General features: G+C 64.8%; 18 protein-coding genes and 1 riboswitch. Of the genes, 7 read left to right on the top strand and 11 right to left on the bottom strand.

What is annotated here, in order from left to right:
• Positions 1-23 precede the first annotated feature (23 nt).
• From fabI to IVB23_RS10595, 4 genes are all read left to right on the top strand, one after another.
• Positions 24-839, top strand: a complete 816-nt coding sequence (gene fabI / locus IVB23_RS10610) for an enoyl-ACP reductase FabI (RefSeq protein ID WP_247803464.1) — start codon at positions 24-26, stop codon at positions 837-839.
• A 12-nt stretch (positions 840-851) separates the two neighbouring features.
• Positions 852-1,451: a histidine phosphatase family protein gene (locus IVB23_RS10605; RefSeq protein WP_197968074.1), complete on the top strand. Its 600-nt coding sequence runs from the start codon at positions 852-854 to the stop codon at positions 1,449-1,451.
• A gap of 205 nt (positions 1,452-1,656) precedes the next feature.
• Entirely contained in the window at positions 1,657-2,745 is a 1,089-nt protein-coding gene (gene aroC / locus IVB23_RS10600) for a chorismate synthase (protein WP_061878393.1), read from the top strand.
• A gap of 114 nt (positions 2,746-2,859) precedes the next feature.
• Positions 2,860-4,050: an adenylate/guanylate cyclase domain-containing protein gene (locus IVB23_RS10595; RefSeq protein WP_061878392.1), complete on the top strand. Its 1,191-nt coding sequence runs from the start codon at positions 2,860-2,862 to the stop codon at positions 4,048-4,050.
• Positions 4,051-4,054: 4 nt separating this feature from the next.
• Here the strand turns inward: IVB23_RS10595 and clpS are convergent, their stop codons facing one another.
• The 3 genes from clpS to IVB23_RS10580 all read right to left on the bottom strand — a co-directional run bounded on the left by clpS (position 4,055) and on the right by IVB23_RS10580 (position 6,110).
• Positions 4,055-4,360, bottom strand: coding sequence for an ATP-dependent Clp protease adapter ClpS (gene clpS / locus IVB23_RS10590; protein WP_061878702.1), 306 nt, complete (start codon positions 4,358-4,360; stop codon positions 4,055-4,057).
• Between the two features lie 135 nt (positions 4,361-4,495).
• Positions 4,496-4,879 (bottom strand): fluoride efflux transporter CrcB, encoded by a 384-nt coding sequence (gene crcB, locus IVB23_RS10585; RefSeq protein ID WP_247803463.1) that lies wholly within the window; start codon positions 4,877-4,879, stop codon positions 4,496-4,498.
• A gap of 28 nt (positions 4,880-4,907) precedes the next feature.
• Positions 4,908-6,110 (bottom strand): MFS transporter, encoded by a 1,203-nt coding sequence (locus tag IVB23_RS10580; protein WP_247804820.1) that lies wholly within the window; start codon positions 6,108-6,110, stop codon positions 4,908-4,910.
• A gap of 122 nt (positions 6,111-6,232) precedes the next feature.
• A riboswitch (Fluoride riboswitch) is annotated at positions 6,233-6,310 on the bottom strand.
• A 327-nt stretch (positions 6,311-6,637) separates the two neighbouring features.
• On the opposite strand from IVB23_RS10580, the gene IVB23_RS10575 reads away from it, so the two are divergent.
• Together IVB23_RS10575 and IVB23_RS10570 are read left to right on the top strand one after the other, a co-directional pair.
• On the top strand, positions 6,638-7,507 hold the full coding sequence (locus IVB23_RS10575; protein ID WP_247803462.1) for a DUF1194 domain-containing protein: 870 nt from the start codon (positions 6,638-6,640) through the stop codon (positions 7,505-7,507).
• Positions 7,508-7,671: 164 nt separating this feature from the next.
• Positions 7,672-8,307 (top strand): hypothetical protein, encoded by a 636-nt coding sequence (locus tag IVB23_RS10570; RefSeq protein ID WP_061878389.1) that lies wholly within the window; start codon positions 7,672-7,674, stop codon positions 8,305-8,307.
• A gap of 99 nt (positions 8,308-8,406) precedes the next feature.
• Here IVB23_RS10570 and IVB23_RS10565 read toward each other — a convergent pair whose 3' ends face one another.
• Entirely contained in the window at positions 8,407-9,144 is a 738-nt protein-coding gene (locus IVB23_RS10565; protein WP_247803461.1) for a nucleotidyltransferase domain-containing protein, read from the bottom strand.
• A 108-nt stretch (positions 9,145-9,252) separates the two neighbouring features.
• Between IVB23_RS10565 and IVB23_RS10560 the strand changes: the two genes are divergently transcribed.
• Positions 9,253-9,852: a hypothetical protein gene (locus IVB23_RS10560; protein WP_247803460.1), complete on the top strand. Its 600-nt coding sequence runs from the start codon at positions 9,253-9,255 to the stop codon at positions 9,850-9,852.
• Here IVB23_RS10560 and IVB23_RS10555 read toward each other — a convergent pair.
• The 7 genes from IVB23_RS10555 to IVB23_RS10525 form a co-directional block, all read right to left on the bottom strand.
• The gene (locus IVB23_RS10555) at positions 9,849-10,928 is read right to left on the bottom strand and encodes a Tat pathway signal protein (protein WP_247803459.1); all 1,080 of its coding nucleotides are present in this window, start codon (positions 10,926-10,928) and stop codon (positions 9,849-9,851) included. The two genes, IVB23_RS10560 and IVB23_RS10555, sit on opposite strands and share 4 nt — an antisense overlap.
• Positions 10,929-11,032: 104 nt before the next feature.
• On the bottom strand, positions 11,033-12,280 hold the full coding sequence (locus IVB23_RS10550) for a methyltransferase (protein ID WP_247803458.1): 1,248 nt from the start codon (positions 12,278-12,280) through the stop codon (positions 11,033-11,035).
• The gene (locus IVB23_RS10545) at positions 12,273-13,007 is read right to left on the bottom strand and encodes a TlyA family RNA methyltransferase (protein WP_247803457.1); all 735 of its coding nucleotides are present in this window, start codon (positions 13,005-13,007) and stop codon (positions 12,273-12,275) included. The genes IVB23_RS10550 and IVB23_RS10545 overlap by 8 nt, the downstream gene beginning before the upstream one ends.
• A 27-nt stretch (positions 13,008-13,034) precedes the next feature.
• Positions 13,035-13,589 carry a nucleoside 2-deoxyribosyltransferase gene (locus tag IVB23_RS10540; protein ID WP_061878386.1) on the bottom strand — a complete coding sequence of 185 codons (555 nt, stop codon included), beginning with the start codon at positions 13,587-13,589 and terminating at the stop codon, positions 13,035-13,037.
• A gap of 181 nt (positions 13,590-13,770) precedes the next feature.
• Positions 13,771-15,699 (bottom strand): 1-deoxy-D-xylulose-5-phosphate synthase, encoded by a 1,929-nt coding sequence (gene dxs / locus IVB23_RS10535; protein WP_247803456.1) that lies wholly within the window; start codon positions 15,697-15,699, stop codon positions 13,771-13,773.
• 617 nt (positions 15,700-16,316) lie between these two features.
• Positions 16,317-16,568: an exodeoxyribonuclease VII small subunit gene (locus IVB23_RS10530; RefSeq protein WP_008132970.1), complete on the bottom strand. Its 252-nt coding sequence runs from the start codon at positions 16,566-16,568 to the stop codon at positions 16,317-16,319.
• Positions 16,569-16,642: 74 nt separating this feature from the next.
• Entirely contained in the window at positions 16,643-17,572 is a 930-nt protein-coding gene (locus IVB23_RS10525) for a histone deacetylase family protein (RefSeq protein WP_061878385.1), read from the bottom strand.
• Positions 17,573-17,617: the final 45 nt, after the last annotated feature.

Raw genomic sequence — 17,617 nt, 5'->3', positions numbered from 1 at the left:
AGAGCTTCGACGGGACGTTCAAAATGGCGCAGAATTCAGGTCTGATGCAAGGCAAGCGCGGAGTGATCCTCGGCGTTGCCAACAACCGCTCGATCGCCTGGGGCATCGCCAAGGCATGCCACGCCGCGGGCGCCGAGCTCGCCTTCACCTATCAGGGCGATGCGCTGAAGAAGCGTGTCGAGCCGCTTGCCGCCGAGATCGGCGGTCTCGTGCTCGGCCATTGTGACGTCACGGATGCCGCGACCATCGACACTGCCTTCGCAGTGCTGAAGGAGAAGTGGGGCAAGATCGACTTCCTGGTGCACGCGATCGCCTATGGCGAGCAGCTCGACGGCCGCTACGTCGACACGACGCAGGAGAATTTTTCGAAGTCGATGCTGATCTCCTGCTATTCGTTCACCGCGGTGGCGCAGCGCGCCGAGAAACTGATGACGGATGGCGGGTCGCTCATCACGCTCAGCTACTACGGCGCCGAGAAATGGATGCCGCATTACAACGTGATGGGCGTCGCCAAGGCGGCGCTGGAGGCCAGCGTGCGCTATCTCGCCGCCGATCTCGGCGAGAAGAACATTCGCGTCAACGCCATCTCGGCGGGACCGATCAAGACGCTCGCGGCATCCGGCATCGGCGACTTCCGCTATATCCTGAAGTGGAACGAATACAACGCGCCGATGCGGCGCAACGTCTCGACCGAAGACGTCGGCGGCAGCGCGCTGTACTTCCTCTCCGACCTCTCGCGCGGCGTCACCGGCGAGGTGCATCACGTCGATTCCGGCTACCATGTGCTCGGCATGAAGCGGCCGGATGCGCCGGACATCTCGCTGGGCGGGAAGGACTAGCCCTGAGCCGGAATGCCCGTGCCCACGATCTACTTCCTTCGCCATGGCGAGACCGAGTGGAACGCGCTCGGGCGACTCCAGGGCACCAGGGACGTCCCGCTGAATGCGCGTGGCCGGGCCCAGGCCGTGCAGGCGGCCGGCATTCTGGCCGATCTGTTCAGGCGCGAGGGCAGGGACAGGGCGGCGCTGCCTTACGTGTCGAGCCCGCTCGGCCGTGCGCGGCAGACCATGGAACTCGCGCGCGAGACGCTTGGATTGTCGGCTTCGGACTATTCGCTCGACGATCGCCTGCGTGAGATCGGCTATGGCGTCTGGGAGGGGCTGACGCTGGCCGAGAGCGAAGCCTCCGATCCGGATGTCTATGCGAGTCGCCTCGCCGACAAATGGACCGTCGCGCCCGCGGGCGGGGAGACCTACGCGGCCGTGCAGTTGCGCATGCTCGACTGGTACGAGTCGCTTCTGGTCGATACGGTGGCCGTCGCCCATGGCGGCACCTGCCGGGCCCTGATGGTGGCCCTGGGCGTCGAGACCCCTGTCAGCGCTGCGGAGCTCTTTATCGAGCAGGGCGCGGTCTACGTGTTCCGCGACGGCCGGCTGGAGAAGTTCAGTTAACGGCAGCGCCACATCCTCCGCCGTCATGCCCGGGCTTGTCCCGGGCATCCACGCGCTTTTTGCCCGACGTGACCGAGACCGTGGATGGCCGGGACAAGCCCGGCCATGACGGCTGTGGGGACCATTTGACCCCCAATTCAGATCGCGTTACGTCACGTTGACATTCAACATAGTTGTTGCAAGTCAGCGTTAGGCGGCATCCGCGATGTCCTTCAACACCTTCGGCCACATGTTCCGCGTCACCACCTTCGGCGAGAGCCACGGGGTCGCGATCGGCTGCGTGGTCGATGGCTGCCCGCCCATGATCCCGCTCACCGAGGCCGACATCCAGCGTGATCTCGATCGCCGGCGGCCGGGCCAGTCGCGCTTCACGACGCAGCGTCAGGAGCCGGATCAGGTGAAGATCCTGTCCGGCGTGATGGCGCATCCGGAGACCGGCGTGCAGGTGACGACGGGCACGCCGATCGGACTCCTGATCGAGAACACCGACCAGCGCTCCAAGGACTATTCCGAGATCAAGGACAAGTTTCGTCCGGGCCATGCCGACTTCACTTATGAGGCCAAGTACGGTCTGCGCGACTATCGCGGCGGCGGGCGCTCCTCGGCGCGCGAGACCGCGATGCGCGTTGCCGCCGGCGCGATCGCGCGAAAAGTCCTGCCCGACGTGAAGGTGCGCGGCGCCTTGGTGCAGATCGGCCCGCACAAGATTGATCGCGACAAGTGGGACTGGGACGAGATCGCCAAGAATCCGTTCTTCTGTCCCGACAAGGACAAGGCCGCATTCTTCGAGACCTATCTCGACGGCATCCGCAAGAGCGGATCCTCGATCGGCGCGGTGATCGAGGTCGTCGCCGATGGCGTGCCGGCAGGTCTCGGCGCGCCGATCTATGCCAAGCTCGATTCCGATCTCGCGGCCGCGATGATGAGCATCAACGCTGTGAAGGGCGTCGAGATCGGCGCCGGCTTCGGCGCGGCCGAGCTCACCGGCGAAGAGAACGCCGACGAGATGCGCACCGGCAATGACGGCACGCGGTTTCTGTCCAACCATGCGGGCGGCGTGCTGGGCGGTATCTCCACCGGACAGCCGGTGGTGGTGCGCTTCGCGGTGAAGCCGACCTCGTCGATCCTCCAGCCGCGTCTCACCGTCGATCGGCAGGGAGCCGAGACCGAGATCTTCACCAAGGGCCGCCACGATCCCTGCGTCGGCATCCGTGCCGTCCCGGTCGGCGAGGCCATGATGGCTTGCGTGCTGGCGGATCACTTCCTGCGCGATCGCGGGCAGGTGGGACGGTAGTTGCTTCACCTCTCCCCGCTGGGGAGAGGTGAAGACCTGCCGCGAGCGTTCATGTCGCGGTACTAGCCCACCGCGCAGCTTGACGACTCCGCAACTTCGTTCGCAAATGCGCCCATGAACAGCTCCGAGCTTCAGCGCATCTGCGACTGGCTGATCGACGGCACCTGGGCGGCTCAGGAGCCGGCGGTAGGGATTGCCGATTTCTGCGAGCGTCTGGTCGCGGCCGGCCTGCCGCTGTGGCGGTTCGGCATCTTCATCCGCACGCTGCATCCCGAAGTCTTCGGCCGCAACTTCATCTGGCGGCAGGGCCAGGGAGTCGAAATCGGTGCCGTCGATTTCGAGGTTCTGGAGACGCCCCAGTTCGCACGCAGCCCGCTTCGCGTCGTGTTCGAGCAGGGCATCGAGGTCCGGGGACGCGCAAACGACCCCGACAGCAAGCGATTTCCGTTCCTCGGGGACATGCACGCAGAAGGCGCGACCGATTATATCGCGGTGCCGGTGCCTTTTCTCGATGGCTCCATCCACGCGACGAGCTGGATCACGCAGCGTCCCGATGGCTTCAGCGACGACGACATCGCGGCCATCCGAGCTCTCATTGCACCGCTTGCGCGCATCAGCGAGATCATCAGCCTGCGCCGCACCGCCGAGATGCTGCTCGACACCTATGTCGGCAATCGCGCCGGCGCGCGCATCCTCGGCGGCCAGATCCGCCGCGGTCACAACGACACCATGCAGGCGGCGATCTGGCTGTCGGACCTGCGCGGCTTCACCGCGCTGTCGGACCGGCTGCCGGCCGAGACGGTGGTCGAGATCCTCAACCAATATTTCGACTGTCAGGTGGCCGCGATCCGCGGCCATGGCGGCGAGGTGCTCAAATTCATGGGCGACGGCCTGCTCGCCGTGTTTCCGATCGACGAATATGTCGGCGATGCCGCCCATGTCTGCGCGCGGGTGCTGGAGGCGGCGCGCGAATCCCGCGCCAGCGTCGAAGCGCTCGCCTTTCCGGTCGGCGACATCGTCGAGCGCTTCCGCTTCGGCGTCGCGCTGCACGTCGGCAACATCCTTTACGGCAATATCGGCGGCGGCAACCGCCTCGACTTCACCTGCATTGGCCCTGCCGTCAATCTCGCGGCTCGGCTGGAGAAGATCACGGGGCGCCTGGGGCGGACCGTCGTTGCCTCGGAAGGCTTTGCCAATGTCTGCCGCCACGATTGGCACGAGCTCGGCGAATTTCCGATCGCGGGATTTTCCAAGGCGCAGCGCGTATACGGGCTCGCGGAAGAAGCGCACGTGCAGGCTGGCTGAACCGCTATTCTTCCGGCTCGGTCGTGAACAGCAGCGGATAGCCCTTGGCGCGGCCGGCGTCGGTGGCGCGCGTCGCCTTGGTCTCGGCAACATCCTTGGTGAACACCGCGACGACGCAGGCACCCAGCTTGTGCGCGGTGATCATCACCTTGTAGGCCTGATCCTCCGTCATGCGGAATTCGGCCTTCAGCACCATGGTGACGAATTCGCGCGGCGTGTAGTCGTCGTTGATCAGGATGACCTTGTGCAGCCGCGGCCGCTCGACCTTGGTCTTTGTCCTGGTTTTCGGCTTGGTGACGGTGTCGTTCATCGTTTCCTGAAACCCGGCCCTGATGAGCTCCAGCCCTCTGATCATATTGCAGGCGCCCGGGCTTCTCCAAGGTGGTCGGCGCGCCGCCATCATGTCGTTGCAGACGGGCAGGGATGCGTCGGTCGCGCTGAGCCCCTACGGAAGAGCGCGAACGAACTGCATTGCGGCGATCAGCGCCCCCACGGACAGCACTACCGATGCAATCATGTAGACGGCCGAGGCGACGGTCTGACCGCGCTCGATCAGATACCAAGCATCCAGCGAGAACGTCGAGAATGTGGTGTATCCGCCACAAATCCCCACCGTCAAGAACATCCGGGCGGTCTGCGGCAGGTTCCATCTCGTCGCGAACAGCGCGGCGAAAATGCCGATCAGGAATGATCCCGTCACGTTGATGATCAGGGTGCCCCAGGGAAAGTTGGTGCCGAAAGCGCGGCCCGAACCGATTGCAACGAGGTAGCGCACGACCGCGCCGAGCGCTCCGCCGGCGGCTACAGCCAGAATGTATTGGATGTTCAACGTGTCGTTCCCTGGTTTGTGACCTGCACTACCCGTTCTTTGCCGCCAGCCCGTTGCCGACCGTGAGCAGCCCGACGAGCGAGACCAGCGCGAAGCCGAGCCCTGCGAGGAACGTGCCTTGGGGACCATATGCGTCCCAAAGCGCGCCGGCGATCACGCTCGCGGCCAGCAAGGCAAGTCCCGTGAACAGGTTGAAATAGCCGAATGCAGTGCCGCGCAGGCTCGGTGGCGCAGCGTCGGCGACGAGGGCCGAGAGCAGCCCTTGCGTCAATCCCATATGCAGCCCCCACAGCACGACGCCGAGCGCGAGGCCAGCAAGGCTCGGCAGCAGGGCCAGCGCGAGGTCGGCGCCGGCGAGGAAGACGAGGCCGAGGGCGAGCAGGCTGGTCCGGTTGATCCGGTCCGACAGCACGCCGGCCGGATAGGCCGACAGGGCATAGGCGATGTTCATCAGCACCAGCACCGCCGGCACCCACATCACATTGAGTCCGATGTTCTGCGCGCGCAGGATCAGGAAAGCCTCGCTGAAGCGCGCGAGGGTGAAGACGATTCCGACCGCCACGACACGCCAATAGACCGCTCCGAGCTGCCGCATGGCGGCGAGATTGAGCGGTTTTTTTGCACGTGTCCGGCTTGGATCGGGCTCCGGCTCGTTCACCGCGAAGGCGATCAAACCAAAGGACAGGAACGCCGGCAGCACCGCCACCCAGAACACGAGGGCAAAATTGTCCGCCGTCCACCACATCAGGCCGATCGCCACGAGCGGTCCGACGAAGGCGCCGATCGTGTCGAGCGATTGCCGCAGGCCAAAGCTCGCGCCGCGCAGGCCGACCGGCGCGATGTCGGCGATCAGCGCATCGCGCGGTGCGCCGCGAATGCCTTTGCCGACGCGGTCGATGAAGCGCGCCGCCACCAGCCATTCGACGCTGGGCGCGAGCGGGAACAGCGGCTTGGTGAAGGCGGCCAGCCCGTAGCCGAGGGCGGCGAGCAGCTTGCGGCGGCCGAGCCAGTCCGACAGCGCACCGGAGAAGATCTTCGTGATCGAGGCGGTAGCCTCCGCAATACCCTCGATGAACCCGACGGTGAGCGTCGAGGCGCCGAGCACGGTGACGAGATAGATCGGCAGCAGCGCATGGATCATCTCGGAGGAGATGTCCATCAGCATCGAGACGAAGCCGAGCACCCAGATTCCTCTGGGCAGCATCGTGCGCGCAGCATTCGGTGTCGGCATCGTCACGTCGTCGTCTTCTCCTGGCCTTCTCCGGCTGGCCTTCGTTACAAGGCAACAAAAAACCCGCCATCGGCGGGTATGTCCATGCTCCCGCCAAAGGCAGAGGCCTTGAGATTGCCTCTCCTCGAGCAGGAGTCATCAGCCAAGCACGATCATCGACCGCCGGGCGGTTGTCGGGGGACTCCATCCCCATCTGTCCGACCAACCCTAGCATGGAAATCGTGCCGGACAAGTAGGCGCGGCGTGCACTCCAGGCTCGCCGCCGCCATTCCGGGGCTCGCGAAGCGAGAACTCTGGCGCGCCCTTGCGCGCCTGAGAATCTCGTCATTGCGGGTTCGGCTCTTCGAGCCGCTCCGGATTGACGAATCCTGTAATCGCGCGTCTTCCGGTGACGCAAGCGCGGCGACACGGCGGCGGTTTCGCGCTGGCACGCAAGTTCTTAACTCGAATGTGAAGCACAAGCGATCTTCGGCCTTTGCGGCAAGGCAATTGCATGTCACCATCGCGTCATACGACGGGAGACTGCGATGCGTTTGCTGTTCTCGATCGGGGCTGTGCTGGTGGCCGGCATGCTTGCCGGAGGGGACGTCGCGGGCATCGCGGCACCGGGACCCAAATTTGAATCGCCTGAGAGACGATCTCAATCGCAACGGCTGGCGGCCGACAAGGACGCGCAGGCGGTCGACGTCGAACTGATCCTCGCGGTCGACGTGTCTTACTCCATGGACATGGACGAACTCGCGGTCCAGCGCGAGGGCTATGCGCAGGCAATCCAGTCGAAGGAGTTCCTGCAGGCGCTGAAGTTAGGTCCGAACGGCCGGATCGCAGTGACCTATTTCGAGTGGGCCGCCTCCAGCGACCAGAAGATGATCATCCCCTGGCGCCTGGTCGACGGACCGGAGACGGCGGACGCAGTTGCCGCCGAGATCATGAAAACGCCGATCCGGCGCGCCTCGCGCACATCGATCTCCGGTGCGATCACGTTCGCGATGCCGCTGTTCGACGAGGATCCCTATCGGGGCTTGCGCCGCGTCATCGACATTTCCGGCGACGGTCCCAACAACAATGGCGGCCCGGTCACGGTGGCGCGCGATGCTGCCCTGGAGAAGGGCATCGTCATCAACGGCCTGCCGATCATGGTCAAGGAGCCGTCCTATTCGACCATGGATATCGACAATCTCGATTTATACTATGAGGACTGCGTCATCGGAGGTCCCGGCTCTTTCGTCATCACGATCAAGGATCGCGACAAGTTCAAGGAAGCGATCCGCACCAAGCTGCTGATGGAAGTCGCCGGCCGCACGCCCGAGCGCCCCGTGATGCGCGTTGCCGACAAGGAGCCGCGCGTCAACTGCCTGATTGGCGAGAAGATCTGGTCGGACCGCTGGGGACGTTAACGTCCCGGCTGAGACCTTTTGCCCATCCCAACCGGCAGTTGAATTTAACTGCCCGTTAACCGGTGCATGGCCCTAATCAGACTGTTTCCTTCTGTTTCCAGCCGGCATCCCGGCATTGCTGGAGCGAACGAAAGCGGGTTTTCCAACCTGCCTTTGAGCAAGCCATGGCCATCGTCACGTCGAGCACCAACCAGATTTCGCCCGCCAACGAGCGGATGTATCGCCAGAGTGCTCTGGTCGGTGACTGGAAGGGCAATTGGGTGGGCAACAACCAGCCGGTCGGCTTCAAGGTTGTGAACATCCGGGGCGCCCGGGCGCAGGTCGAGTACACCCATAACGGTCGCACCGAACGCGGCTTTGGCGAGGTCAACGGCACGCTCATCACCTTTGGCGGAGTCACGGTCGGCACCAAGGATGGGAAGAGCATGGTGCTGCTGTTCTCGGTGGGCGGCGCTGGCAAGCAGACCGCGAATCTCGAGAAGCAGGAGCCGCCGGCTTCCGACAGCCGTCTCATGGGAAGCTGGGGTGGCTATTCCAGCGACAACGGCAAGAGCGCGAGCTTCAAGGTGCTCTCCGTCAACGGCAAGGAAGCGCAGGTCAGCGTCACCACCGACGGCATCACCCGCCAGGGCACTGGCATCGTCTACAAGAACGTCATCATGTTCGGACAGACGCAGATCGCGACCGATGACGGACAGAACGGCAAGGTCATCTATCAGGTCGGCACCAAATCCTTCATGGTGCCGGTGACGAAATATCCGCCGGCGGATTCGTCGTCATCCGTCGACAAGACGGCATAGCCGTTCACAGCGGCGTCCCGCCGGATCGTGTCAGCGCCTTCAATTGCTGATCGACCTGCCGCAGGATCGCACAAGCCTGCGCCAAATCGCCATCCCCGATCAGCCGCCAGATTTCGTCGGACTGTTCCACCAGAGGGGCAAGCCGGCCGTCTCGATGAGTGCGCCCTTTTCGTTGATGAGATATCGACGGTTCAATGCAAACAGCACCTGCGCGATGCACGCGAGCGCTCTGTAGACGCAGCCCGCGACGTGGGTCCGCTCGTCGCGAGCTGTCGCAAGTTCCGCATTGTCGATGCTGAACAGGATTTCCCACTGAAAGCGCCGCAACAAGGCGCGGCCCAGATCCTCCGGATAGGGGAGCGCGATTGCTTTGAGCCGCGCGATCAGGCCCTTCGGATCGTGCAGAGGCTGACAATATGCGATCTCGCCCATCCAGATTGCCGAGCAGAAGCCGTGTGGATGGCCGGGCTGGTAGGCCATGAGGACTGTACCGTTTCGGCAGTCCATCATGACTCTCTCGACATCGTCGGCGTGACGGTAAAGCAGATCGACCTTTTGTCCCTCGACCGACAGCCATGCGCCGCCGATGATCCATGGCCCCCATTCGCCATATCTCGTTACGGTCGCAGTGCCGGGATCGTCGGCGATTTCCGCCACGACGGTCAGGAGCCGATCCGTATCGAGCGGGGCCGCGCTCGAACAATACAGCCCGATGTCGTAGTCGGACGAGGGATGCGCGCTGCCCCGCGCGCGTGAGCCGCCGAGCACGACGGCGTGAACACCCGGTACGTCGGCAAGAACGGATGTCAGGCGGGTGAGCAACGGATCGTGCGGCATCAGGTGCAGTTCCCTGGGGACCTGCAGCCGTGACACCGACGCGGTCGCTCCGCTGGCATTGATGATGTTCGCGGAGTATAGTTTGCGAAATTGTCGACGGTAGTCTGAATGTTCAAGCCTGCACTTTCATGTGCTCTTGCAGCTCTCGCAGCGCTCTGCCTCGGCGGAGAGCCGGTTCATGCGCAAGTCGTGCCGCTGAGATATTGGATTCCCGGCGGACCTTTCGGCCTCGGCGGCAGTGCCGGCCAGAGCTCGGACAGCTACGGCAACTTCGCGAGATTCAATGCCGGCGATGCCGATTGGCGCGCCAGCTCTGCGAACGGTTTCTTCGTCGGCAGCCAACGCGGCAATCTTGGTTTGAGCGGCTTCAGTCAGGCGGGCGCGATCGGCAATTTCAGCGCGCTCTCTTATGACAGCACGCAGTTCGGCTATAACATGAAGACTGCGGGTGGCATGCCCGTCACGTTCTTTGCCGGTTTCGACACGCTGAAGTTCGGCAACGGCATCGGCAGCTCGCTGGCGCCGCTCACCTCCAGCGCTGCGCCCGGCTATGGCGGGTTTGCGGGTGTCGAATTCAAGCCGACCTCCAACCTCAGCCTGTCGTTCGGGGCCGGATTCATCCAGCAGCAATCGGGACTCATGGACAGTGACATCAACTCGTCGATGCTGCCCGGCGAGTCTCCTGCGCTGGGCGGCCTTCGGCGCTAGGATTGGATCACCAGCTCCGGCGGACGCCGCAGCGATTTCGGCAGGTCTGGACCGGTTCCGAAACGCATCACGATATCGGGACGCCGTTCGCCGAGGCCGAGTGAGGCCCCGAATTGCTGCCTCAGCGCCGCCACCTCGACCGGCTGGTTGATGAAGGAATATTTGAGTCCGAGCGCGGTCGCCTGCAATCCGAAGCGCTGGCAGGCGCGTCCGACCGCGATCCAGTGCGACTTGTCGCTGCGATCGGCAGCGAGCACGACGACGCCCGCAGAGCTGTCGAGTTCTTCGCGGTATTTCTTATTCTCCCCGCTCTCGGTGAAGAAGAGCTTGAGAAGCGGCCGCGCCACCCACGAGGGCAGCGAGGGGTTTCCGGACGCGGGCGAGAACAGCCCGTCCATGGTTGCGAGTGCCTCCGCCTCGTTGAAGCGAATCCAGCTGACGAGCTCGCGCATGAAGGCCTTGTCGCGCATCTGCGCCGAGTTGCCTTCGAGCACGTAGTCGGTGACCCCGGCGATCGCGGTGCGTTCGGTCATCAGGATCGCAGCGACGTTCGGTTCGCGACAGGCCTCCTCGAGCCGACGCAATGTCTCGGGTGCGGCCGGCCTGCCGTCGAACGCTGCGCGGGTGCATTGCCTGATCGGAATCGCGGCCGCCAGTGCCGATGTGCTCTGCGGGGCCTCCTCGAGCGTGATCACGATGCGGTTGCCGTCGACGGCGGCATCGGCGTGCCAGCCCAGCGTGGACGCGGCGAGGATGAGATTTTCGGCGGCACAGCCGAGACTGACGAAGAGATGATGATCGTCCGGATCGACGGCGGGACAGCGGCGCTTGAAGTCAGGCGCAATCGCGATGACGTTGCTGCGGACCGAGAAGATCCACGGCTGGGTGTTGTGGCTGTTGGCTGCGAGGGTGGCAAAGCGCACGAGTTCGCGATCCCGCGGCACGGCTTGCAGCGGAGCCCGTGACGACTTTACCGTCTCGTCATAGGTGTTCGCCGCCGCTGCGGCAGAGGGGCTGGTGATGGCCGCCGCGGACAGCCCCAGCGAAGTCGCGATGAATTGTCGTCGGTCGAGCACGAACGTCCGCTCCGCGTCTCACGGCACGGAACGCTTTTAGCGGCAGCGGAGGGCAGAGCGATTGACCGGTATCAAGGTTGTCGGCTCGATGGGGATTTCGCAGCCTATCGCGCAAACCGCGCCACCAGCTCGACATGCGGCGTGTGGCGGAACTGATCGACCGGCACCACCGCCTCCAGCCGGTAGCCGCCGTCGACCAGCAGCCGCGCGTCGCGGGCGAAGGTCGCGGCGTTGCAGGACACTGCGATCACGACGGGCACCTTGCTTGCGGCGAGCTTCAGTGCCTGCGCCTGCGCGCCCTGGCGCGGCGGGTCGAACACCACCGCGTCGAAGTCGCGCAGCTCCGGCGGCACCAGCGGGCGGCGGAACAGATCGCGCGGCTCGGCCTTGATCGGCTTCAGGCCCGGTGTGCGCGCGGCCTTCGCGAGGGCCGCGACGGCGCCGGCGTCGCTGTCATAGGCCGTGACGCGGGCCTTCTCGGCAAGCCGCAGGGCGAACGGGCCGACGCCGCAGAAGAGATCGGCGACCTCCTTGGCCTTGCCGACGCGCTCGGCGACCAGTGCGGCGAGCGCCTCTTCGCCCGCCAACGTCGCCTGCAGGAACGAGCCCGGCGGCAGCGTCACCTCCGCGCGGCCCATCTTCACCGTCGGCGGCAGGCGCTGCAGCACCAATTCGCCGTGCCGCGTCAGTCGCGCCAGGCGATGCTGCTCGGCGACACGCGACAGCGCCGTCACCAGCGGGGTCGGCAGCGGGCCGGAGCCGCGCACGTCGACATCGAGGCCGTTGGCGGTGGCCGTGACCTGGATGTCGAGCGGCTTCGTCACCGGCATCCTGGACGTCAGCGGCTCGGCCAGCGCCCAGGCCGCGTCGAGTGCGCCGTCGAGTCCGGGATCGAGGATGGGGCAGCGATGGATCGGGATGACGTCGTGCGAGCTCGTGGCGGAGAACCCGACCTTGAGGATGTCATGCGTGCCGAACCGGCCGTGCAGGGTGATACGGCGGCGGCCCGCGCCATGGGCGTCGACCAGCGGCGCCACCTCGCAATCAATGCCGGCCTGCGCCAGCGTTTCCACCACGATGTTGCGTTTCCAGGCGCGATACGGCTCAGTCGCCCAATGCTGGATGGCGCAGCCGCCGCAGACGCCGAAATGCGGGCAGAACGGCTCGATGCGTTCAGGGCTTGCGACCTCCACCGCGAGCAGCTTGCGGCGGTCGGGATGGTGGCCCAAGACGTGATCGACCTCGACGGTTTCGCCGCCGAGCGTATAGGGCACATAGATGGCTTCGCCGGCGTCGAGGCAGACGCCGTCGCCGCGATGGCCGACATGATCGATCTTGATGCGCTCAACCACGGCGCGCGCCCAGGAAGAATTCGATGTTGCCGTCGCCGCCGGTGATCGGCGAGGGGAATATCTCGATGTTGGTGCAGCCGAGCGAAGCGGCGAAGGCCGCGATATCGGCGCAGACCTCCTGGTGCACGGCGGCGTCGCGGACGATCCCTTTCTTGTTGTGCTTCCGGTCCGCCTCGAATTGCGGCTTGATCAGCGCCAGCAGGCTCGTCGGCGCGGCCGCCAGCGACAGCGCCACCGGCAGCACCGTCTTCAGCGAGATGAAGCTGACGTCGATGACCACGATATTGGGCCGCGCCGGCAGGCGCTTGCCCTCATAGCTGCGGATATCGGTCTCTTCCATCGATACGATCCTGGGATGATCGCGCAGCGAGGGATGCAGCTGGCTGCTGCCGACATCGATCGCGAACACCAGGCTCGCACCGTTCGCCAGCAGCACCTCGGTGAAGCCGCCGGTGGAGGCGCCGACGTCGAGGCAGACATGGTCCTCGATTTCAATCGGGTAGCGCTCCAGCGCCCCGGCGAGCTTGACGCCGCCGCGGGAGACGTAGGGATGTGCGGGCTCGGCCTGGATCATCGCGTCCTCGGCGATCGTCTCCGACGGTTTTGAAACCTGCTTGTCGTCGGCCATGACGAGCCCGGCTTCGATGGCCGCGCGTGCCCGCGCCCGGCTCTCGAACAGGCCGCGCTCGACCAGCAGGACATCCGCGCGCTTGCGGGGAGGGGGCATCGAAACTCCGAAAGACGACTGAAGAGCTTATGTAGCGATCAATCGCGCGGCCGCCATCCGGACGCAAGCCTCGAACGCGGCGAGGTCGTGCCAGACGTCGATCGGCATCGCGGCCGGTGTTACCAGCGGGCAGCCGTGCAGCTCCAGCGCATGGATCATCATGAGGTTGTCGGCAAGGCCGAAATCTTCGACCGTCAGCCCCTGGGCATCGACCAGCCGTCCCTCTTCGGAGGTGACCTCCATGAAGCGCGAGACGCGGTCGGCATAGGCGGCGCCATCGTTGGAATAGGCGAGACAAAACTTGCCGCGCCCGGCCATGTAGCCAAGCTCATAGACTGTGCCGGGATCGGCGCCGGCGCCGCGGAATGGCGTGAGATTGGCGATGATGGCATCGGCCGCGTCCATCATCGCCTCGTTGCCGCAGAAAATCTGCCGCGAGGCATCGCGCGCGGTGAGGTCGATCGCGTTGTCGAGGGGGTAGAGCCCGGTGAGGCCATGAGCGGCACAGATCGCAACCTTCTGCCGGCCGATCTCGACGGCATCCGACAGGAATACGTCGGGGCCTGCCAGATAGATATTCATGGCGTGAGTGCCGGAAAATTTGGGTCGAGGTGCAAGCAGCAGCCTGCAGTCTGCTCTCTCCCCCGCCTGCGGGGGAGAGTTGGGGAGAGGGTGTCTCCGCAAGCGAGAACCCCCAAGAGCGGAAAGCCCTCACCCGACGCTTCGCGTCGACCTCTCCCGCAAGCGAGAGAGGTGAACCAGCTCAAGCCAGCTTGACCGTCTCGGTCTTCACGTCCTTGCCGAGCGCTTCGAACACCTTGGCGACAATACCCTTGGCGTCGAGGCCGGCGCGGGCGTACATCGCGGCCGGGGTGTCGTGATCCTGGAACACGTCGGGCAGCACCATCGTGCGGAACTTGACCATGCCGGTGTCGAGCGCGCCCTGGTCGGTCAGGAACTGCGCGACATGCGAGCCGAAGCCGCCGACCGAGCCTTCCTCGATCGTGATCAGGATCTCATGGTCGCGCGCGAGCTTGAGCACCAGCTCGGTATCCAGCGGCTTCATGAAGCGAGCATCTGCGATAGTGGTCGAGAGGCCGTGGGCGGCAAGCTCGTCAGCGGCCTTCTCGCATTCGGCGAGGCGCGTGCCGAAGGAGAGCAGGGCGATCTTGCTGCCCTGACGGATCACGCGGCCCTTGCCGATCTCGAGCGGAACGCCGACGTCGGGCATCTCGACGCCGCGGCCTTCGCCGCGCGGATAGCGCAGCGAGCTCGGACGGTCGTCGATCGCGACCTGGGTCGCCACCATGTGCACGAGCTCGGCCTCATCCGCCGCCGCCATGATCACCATGTTGGGCAGGCAACCGAGATAGGCGTTGTCGAACGAGCCGGCATGGGTCGCGCCATCGGCGCCGACGAGGCCGGCGCGGTCGATCGCGAAGCGGACGGGCAGGCTCTGGATCGCGACGTCATGCACGATCTGGTCATAGCCGCGTTGCAGGAAGGTCGAGTAGATCGCGCAGAACGGCTTGTAGCCTTCGGTCGCAAGGCCGGCGGCAAAGGTCACCGCGTGCTGCTCGGCAATGCCGACGTCGAAGGTGCGGTCGGGGAAGGCCTTGTTGAAGATGTCGACGCCGGTGCCCGACGGCATCGCCGCGGTGATGGCGACGATCTTGTCGTCCTTCTGCGCTTCCTTGACGAGGCTCTGGCCGAACACGTTCTGGTAGGCCGGCGCATTCGGCTTGGCCTTGGCCTGGGTGCCGGTCGCGACGTCGAACTTCACGACGGCGTGGTACTTGTCGGCGGAAGCTTCCGCCGGGCCGTAGCCCTTGCCCTTCTGCGTCACGACGTGGACCAGGATCGGGCCTTCTTCCATGTCGCGGACGTTCTTGAGCACCGGCAGAAGATGGTCGAGGTTGTGACCGTCTATCGGGCCGACATAATAGAAGCCGAGCTCCTCGAACAGCGTGCCGCCGTCCATCATGAAGCCGCGGGAATATTCCTCGACGCGGTTGGCGCGGTTGGCGAGGATCTTGGGCAGACGCTTGTTGATCTGCTTGGCCGCATCGCGCAGCGTGCGATAGGTCTTGCCGGAATAGAGCCGCGACAGATAGGCGCTCATGGCGCCGACCGGCGGGGCGATCGACATGTCGTTGTCGTTGAGGATGACGATCAGGCGCGAGTTCATCGCACCCGCATTGTTCATGGCCTCATAGGCCATGCCGGCCGACATCGCGCCGTCACCAATCACGGCGATAACGTTGTTGGTGCCGCCGGAGAGGTCGCGCGCCACGGCCATGCCGAGGCCGGCGGAGATCGAGGTCGAGGAATGCGCCGCGCCGAACGGATCGTAGTCGCTTTCGCTGCGCTTGGTGAAGCCGGACAGGCCGCCGCCGGTGCGCAGCGTGCGGATGCGGTCGCGCCGGCCGGTGAGGATCTTGTGCGGATAGGCCTGGTGGCCGACGTCCCAGATCAGCCGGTCGCGCGGCGTGTCGAAGACGTAATGAATCGCGGTGGTGAGCTCGACCACGCCGAGGCCCGCGCCGAAATGACCGCCGGTCACCGAGACGGCATCGATGGTCTCCTGCCGCAGCTCGTCGGCGACCTGGCGAACCTGCTCGACCTTGAGCTTGCGCAGGTCTTCCGGCGTCCGGATGGTGTCGAGAAGCGGCGTCTTACTGTATGCGTTCACGGCGATTTCCAATTTGTCAGCGCCGGAAGGTCATTCCGGTGCGCGATGGGTTTGCACAATATCGGCGCAGCGCGAGTCCTCAAACCGTCGGAGCCACCTGCATGGGGCAAGGCCCCCGTCTTCAAGCTTAGGTAAGCTTAAGTGCGCTCCGGTTCAGTCTCTGTGATCCCTGTCACTCAGATCGGCTTCGTCCGTCCCAAGCCAATTTCATTAGCAGTTTGAAGCGCTTGTCGTCGGCAATCGGTGCCCACGCAAGGCTTGCAAAAAGCCACACTCCGCGCAGCTTTACACCAAAGCTTGGGCCAAAGCCAACCCGCCGCACCGATGAGTGGTATGCAGGTGCAACTTGCGGGCCGGATTGGTTAACCTTGGCCCGGGACGAGGGGTTCCGGCCTTGCTCGGTTCCGCGGCAGGCTTTTTTGCCTGAATGAGAGCCTTTTTGCCCTCGGCGGCCGAATCTCGAACGGGTTTGGTATTGGCCCACCCGCCCGAAACTGCGGTGTTCGGTGGAAACAGCCCGTGCGATCATGAAAGCGACACAGGAACCACGTCCCGCGAAGACATTTTGCGGGGCGCCGGTCGTCAGGCGACCGAGCGGCGGAAAGTTCCCGGCTGACTTACTGGACGTCGAGCGGCGCAGTGCCGGTGGCCTGGCCGCTGGCATCGGTGGTGATCTTGTCGACGCGCGCCTCGGCCTGACGCAGCAACTCTTCGCAGCGCCGCTTCAGGGCCTCGCCGCGTTCATAGATCGTCACGGATTCTTCGAGCGGGACCTTGCCGTCTTCGAGCCGCTTCACGATCGTTTCGAGTTCCTCGATCGCGCGCTCGAAGGTGAGCCGGGAGACGTCGACTTGAGTATTTTCGGCCATATCCGTTTCCGATTGCCCGATTCGCTTGCCTTACAGTGAAGGCGGGTTTTGCGGGCTTAATGTGGCGGGCGTCGTCAGGCGCCCATCAAGGCGCCGACATGCGCCGTAACAGATTCTTTCAGTCCTTGCAGGTCATAGCCGCCCTCGAGCACCGAAACAACGCGGCCGCCTGCGGTCCTGTCGGCGAGGTCCATCAGCTTGCGCGTCACCCAGGCATAATCCTCGGCGCGCAGGTTCAGCGAGGCCAGCGGGTCGCGGTAATGCGCGTCGAAGCCGGCGGAGATGACCACCAGCTCGGGGCTGAATTTTTCGAGCTGCGGCAGGATGAGGTTCTCGAACGCGGAGCGGAATTCCGGCCCGCCGTCTTCGGAAGCGAGAGGCGCGTTGACGATAGTGTCGTGATCGCCGCGCTCGCTCTTGGCGCCGGTGCCTGGAAATAGCGGCATCTGGTGCGTCGAGCAGTACATCACGGTCGGGTCCGACCAGAAGATGTCCTGCGTGCCGTTACCGTGATGCACGTCGAAGTCGACGATGGCCGCGCGCTTGATGCCGTATTTGCGCTGCGCGTGGCGCGCCGCGATGGCGACGTTGTCGAAGAAGCAGAAGCCCATCGGCTTGCCGATCTCGGCGTGATGACCGGGTGGGCGGATCGCGACGAAGGCGTTGCGGTGCTCGCCCGCCATCACCGCCTCGGTCGCCGCGACTGCGCCGCCGACGCCGCGCATCACGGCTTCCCACGTGCCCGGTGACATCGAGGTATCGCCGTCGATATAGATCTGTCCGCTGGACGGGGCGATGTGGCGCAGCTCGGTGACGTAATGCTCGTTGTGGCACAGCGTGACGAGATCGAGATCGCCCTCCGGCGCCTCCTCGCGCACCAGGAACTGGAAACGCTCATGCGACAGCGCTTCTTCCACCGCGCGCAGACGATCCGGCCTCTCAGGGTGTCCCGGCGGCGTGACATGGTCGAGGCAGGCCTTGTGGGAAAGGAGAAGCGTGCTCATCAGGTCGGCCTCATGGGATGCGGACTTTTGACGTCGTTGGCGCAT

Source organism: Bradyrhizobium sp. 191 (assembly GCF_023100985.1).
GTDB classification, from domain to species: domain Bacteria; phylum Pseudomonadota; class Alphaproteobacteria; order Rhizobiales; family Xanthobacteraceae; genus Bradyrhizobium; species Bradyrhizobium diversitatis.
This window is presented reverse-complemented; position numbering and strand designations above follow the sequence as displayed.

Excerpts from the sequence above, each read along its gene's own strand:
- fabI (WP_247803464.1), top strand. The coding sequence starts at position 24 with ATGGCGCAGAATTCAGGTCTGATGCAAGGCAAGCGCGGAGTGATCCTC.
- IVB23_RS10605 (WP_197968074.1), top strand. The coding sequence starts at position 852 with ATGCCCGTGCCCACGATCTACTTCCTTCGCCATGGCGAGACCGAGTGG.
- aroC (WP_061878393.1), top strand. The coding sequence starts at position 1,657 with ATGTCCTTCAACACCTTCGGCCACATGTTCCGCGTCACCACCTTCGGC.
- IVB23_RS10595 (WP_061878392.1), top strand. The coding sequence starts at position 2,860 with ATGAACAGCTCCGAGCTTCAGCGCATCTGCGACTGGCTGATCGACGGC.
- clpS (WP_061878702.1), bottom strand. The coding sequence starts at position 4,360 with ATGAACGACACCGTCACCAAGCCGAAAACCAGGACAAAGACCAAGGTC.
- IVB23_RS10580 (WP_247804820.1), bottom strand. The coding sequence starts at position 6,110 with ATGCCGACACCGAATGCTGCGCGCACGATGCTGCCCAGAGGAATCTGG.
- IVB23_RS10575 (WP_247803462.1), top strand. The coding sequence starts at position 6,638 with ATGCGTTTGCTGTTCTCGATCGGGGCTGTGCTGGTGGCCGGCATGCTT.
- IVB23_RS10570 (WP_061878389.1), top strand. The coding sequence starts at position 7,672 with ATGGCCATCGTCACGTCGAGCACCAACCAGATTTCGCCCGCCAACGAG.
- IVB23_RS10565 (WP_247803461.1), bottom strand. The coding sequence starts at position 9,144 with ATGCCGCACGATCCGTTGCTCACCCGCCTGACATCCGTTCTTGCCGAC.
- IVB23_RS10560 (WP_247803460.1), top strand. The coding sequence starts at position 9,253 with ATGTTCAAGCCTGCACTTTCATGTGCTCTTGCAGCTCTCGCAGCGCTC.
- IVB23_RS10545 (WP_247803457.1), bottom strand. The coding sequence starts at position 13,007 with ATGCCCCCTCCCCGCAAGCGCGCGGATGTCCTGCTGGTCGAGCGCGGC.
- IVB23_RS10540 (WP_061878386.1), bottom strand. The coding sequence starts at position 13,589 with ATGAATATCTATCTGGCAGGCCCCGACGTATTCCTGTCGGATGCCGTC.
- IVB23_RS10530 (WP_008132970.1), bottom strand. The coding sequence starts at position 16,568 with ATGGCCGAAAATACTCAAGTCGACGTCTCCCGGCTCACCTTCGAGCGC.
- IVB23_RS10525 (WP_061878385.1), bottom strand. The coding sequence starts at position 17,572 with ATGAGCACGCTTCTCCTTTCCCACAAGGCCTGCCTCGACCATGTCACG.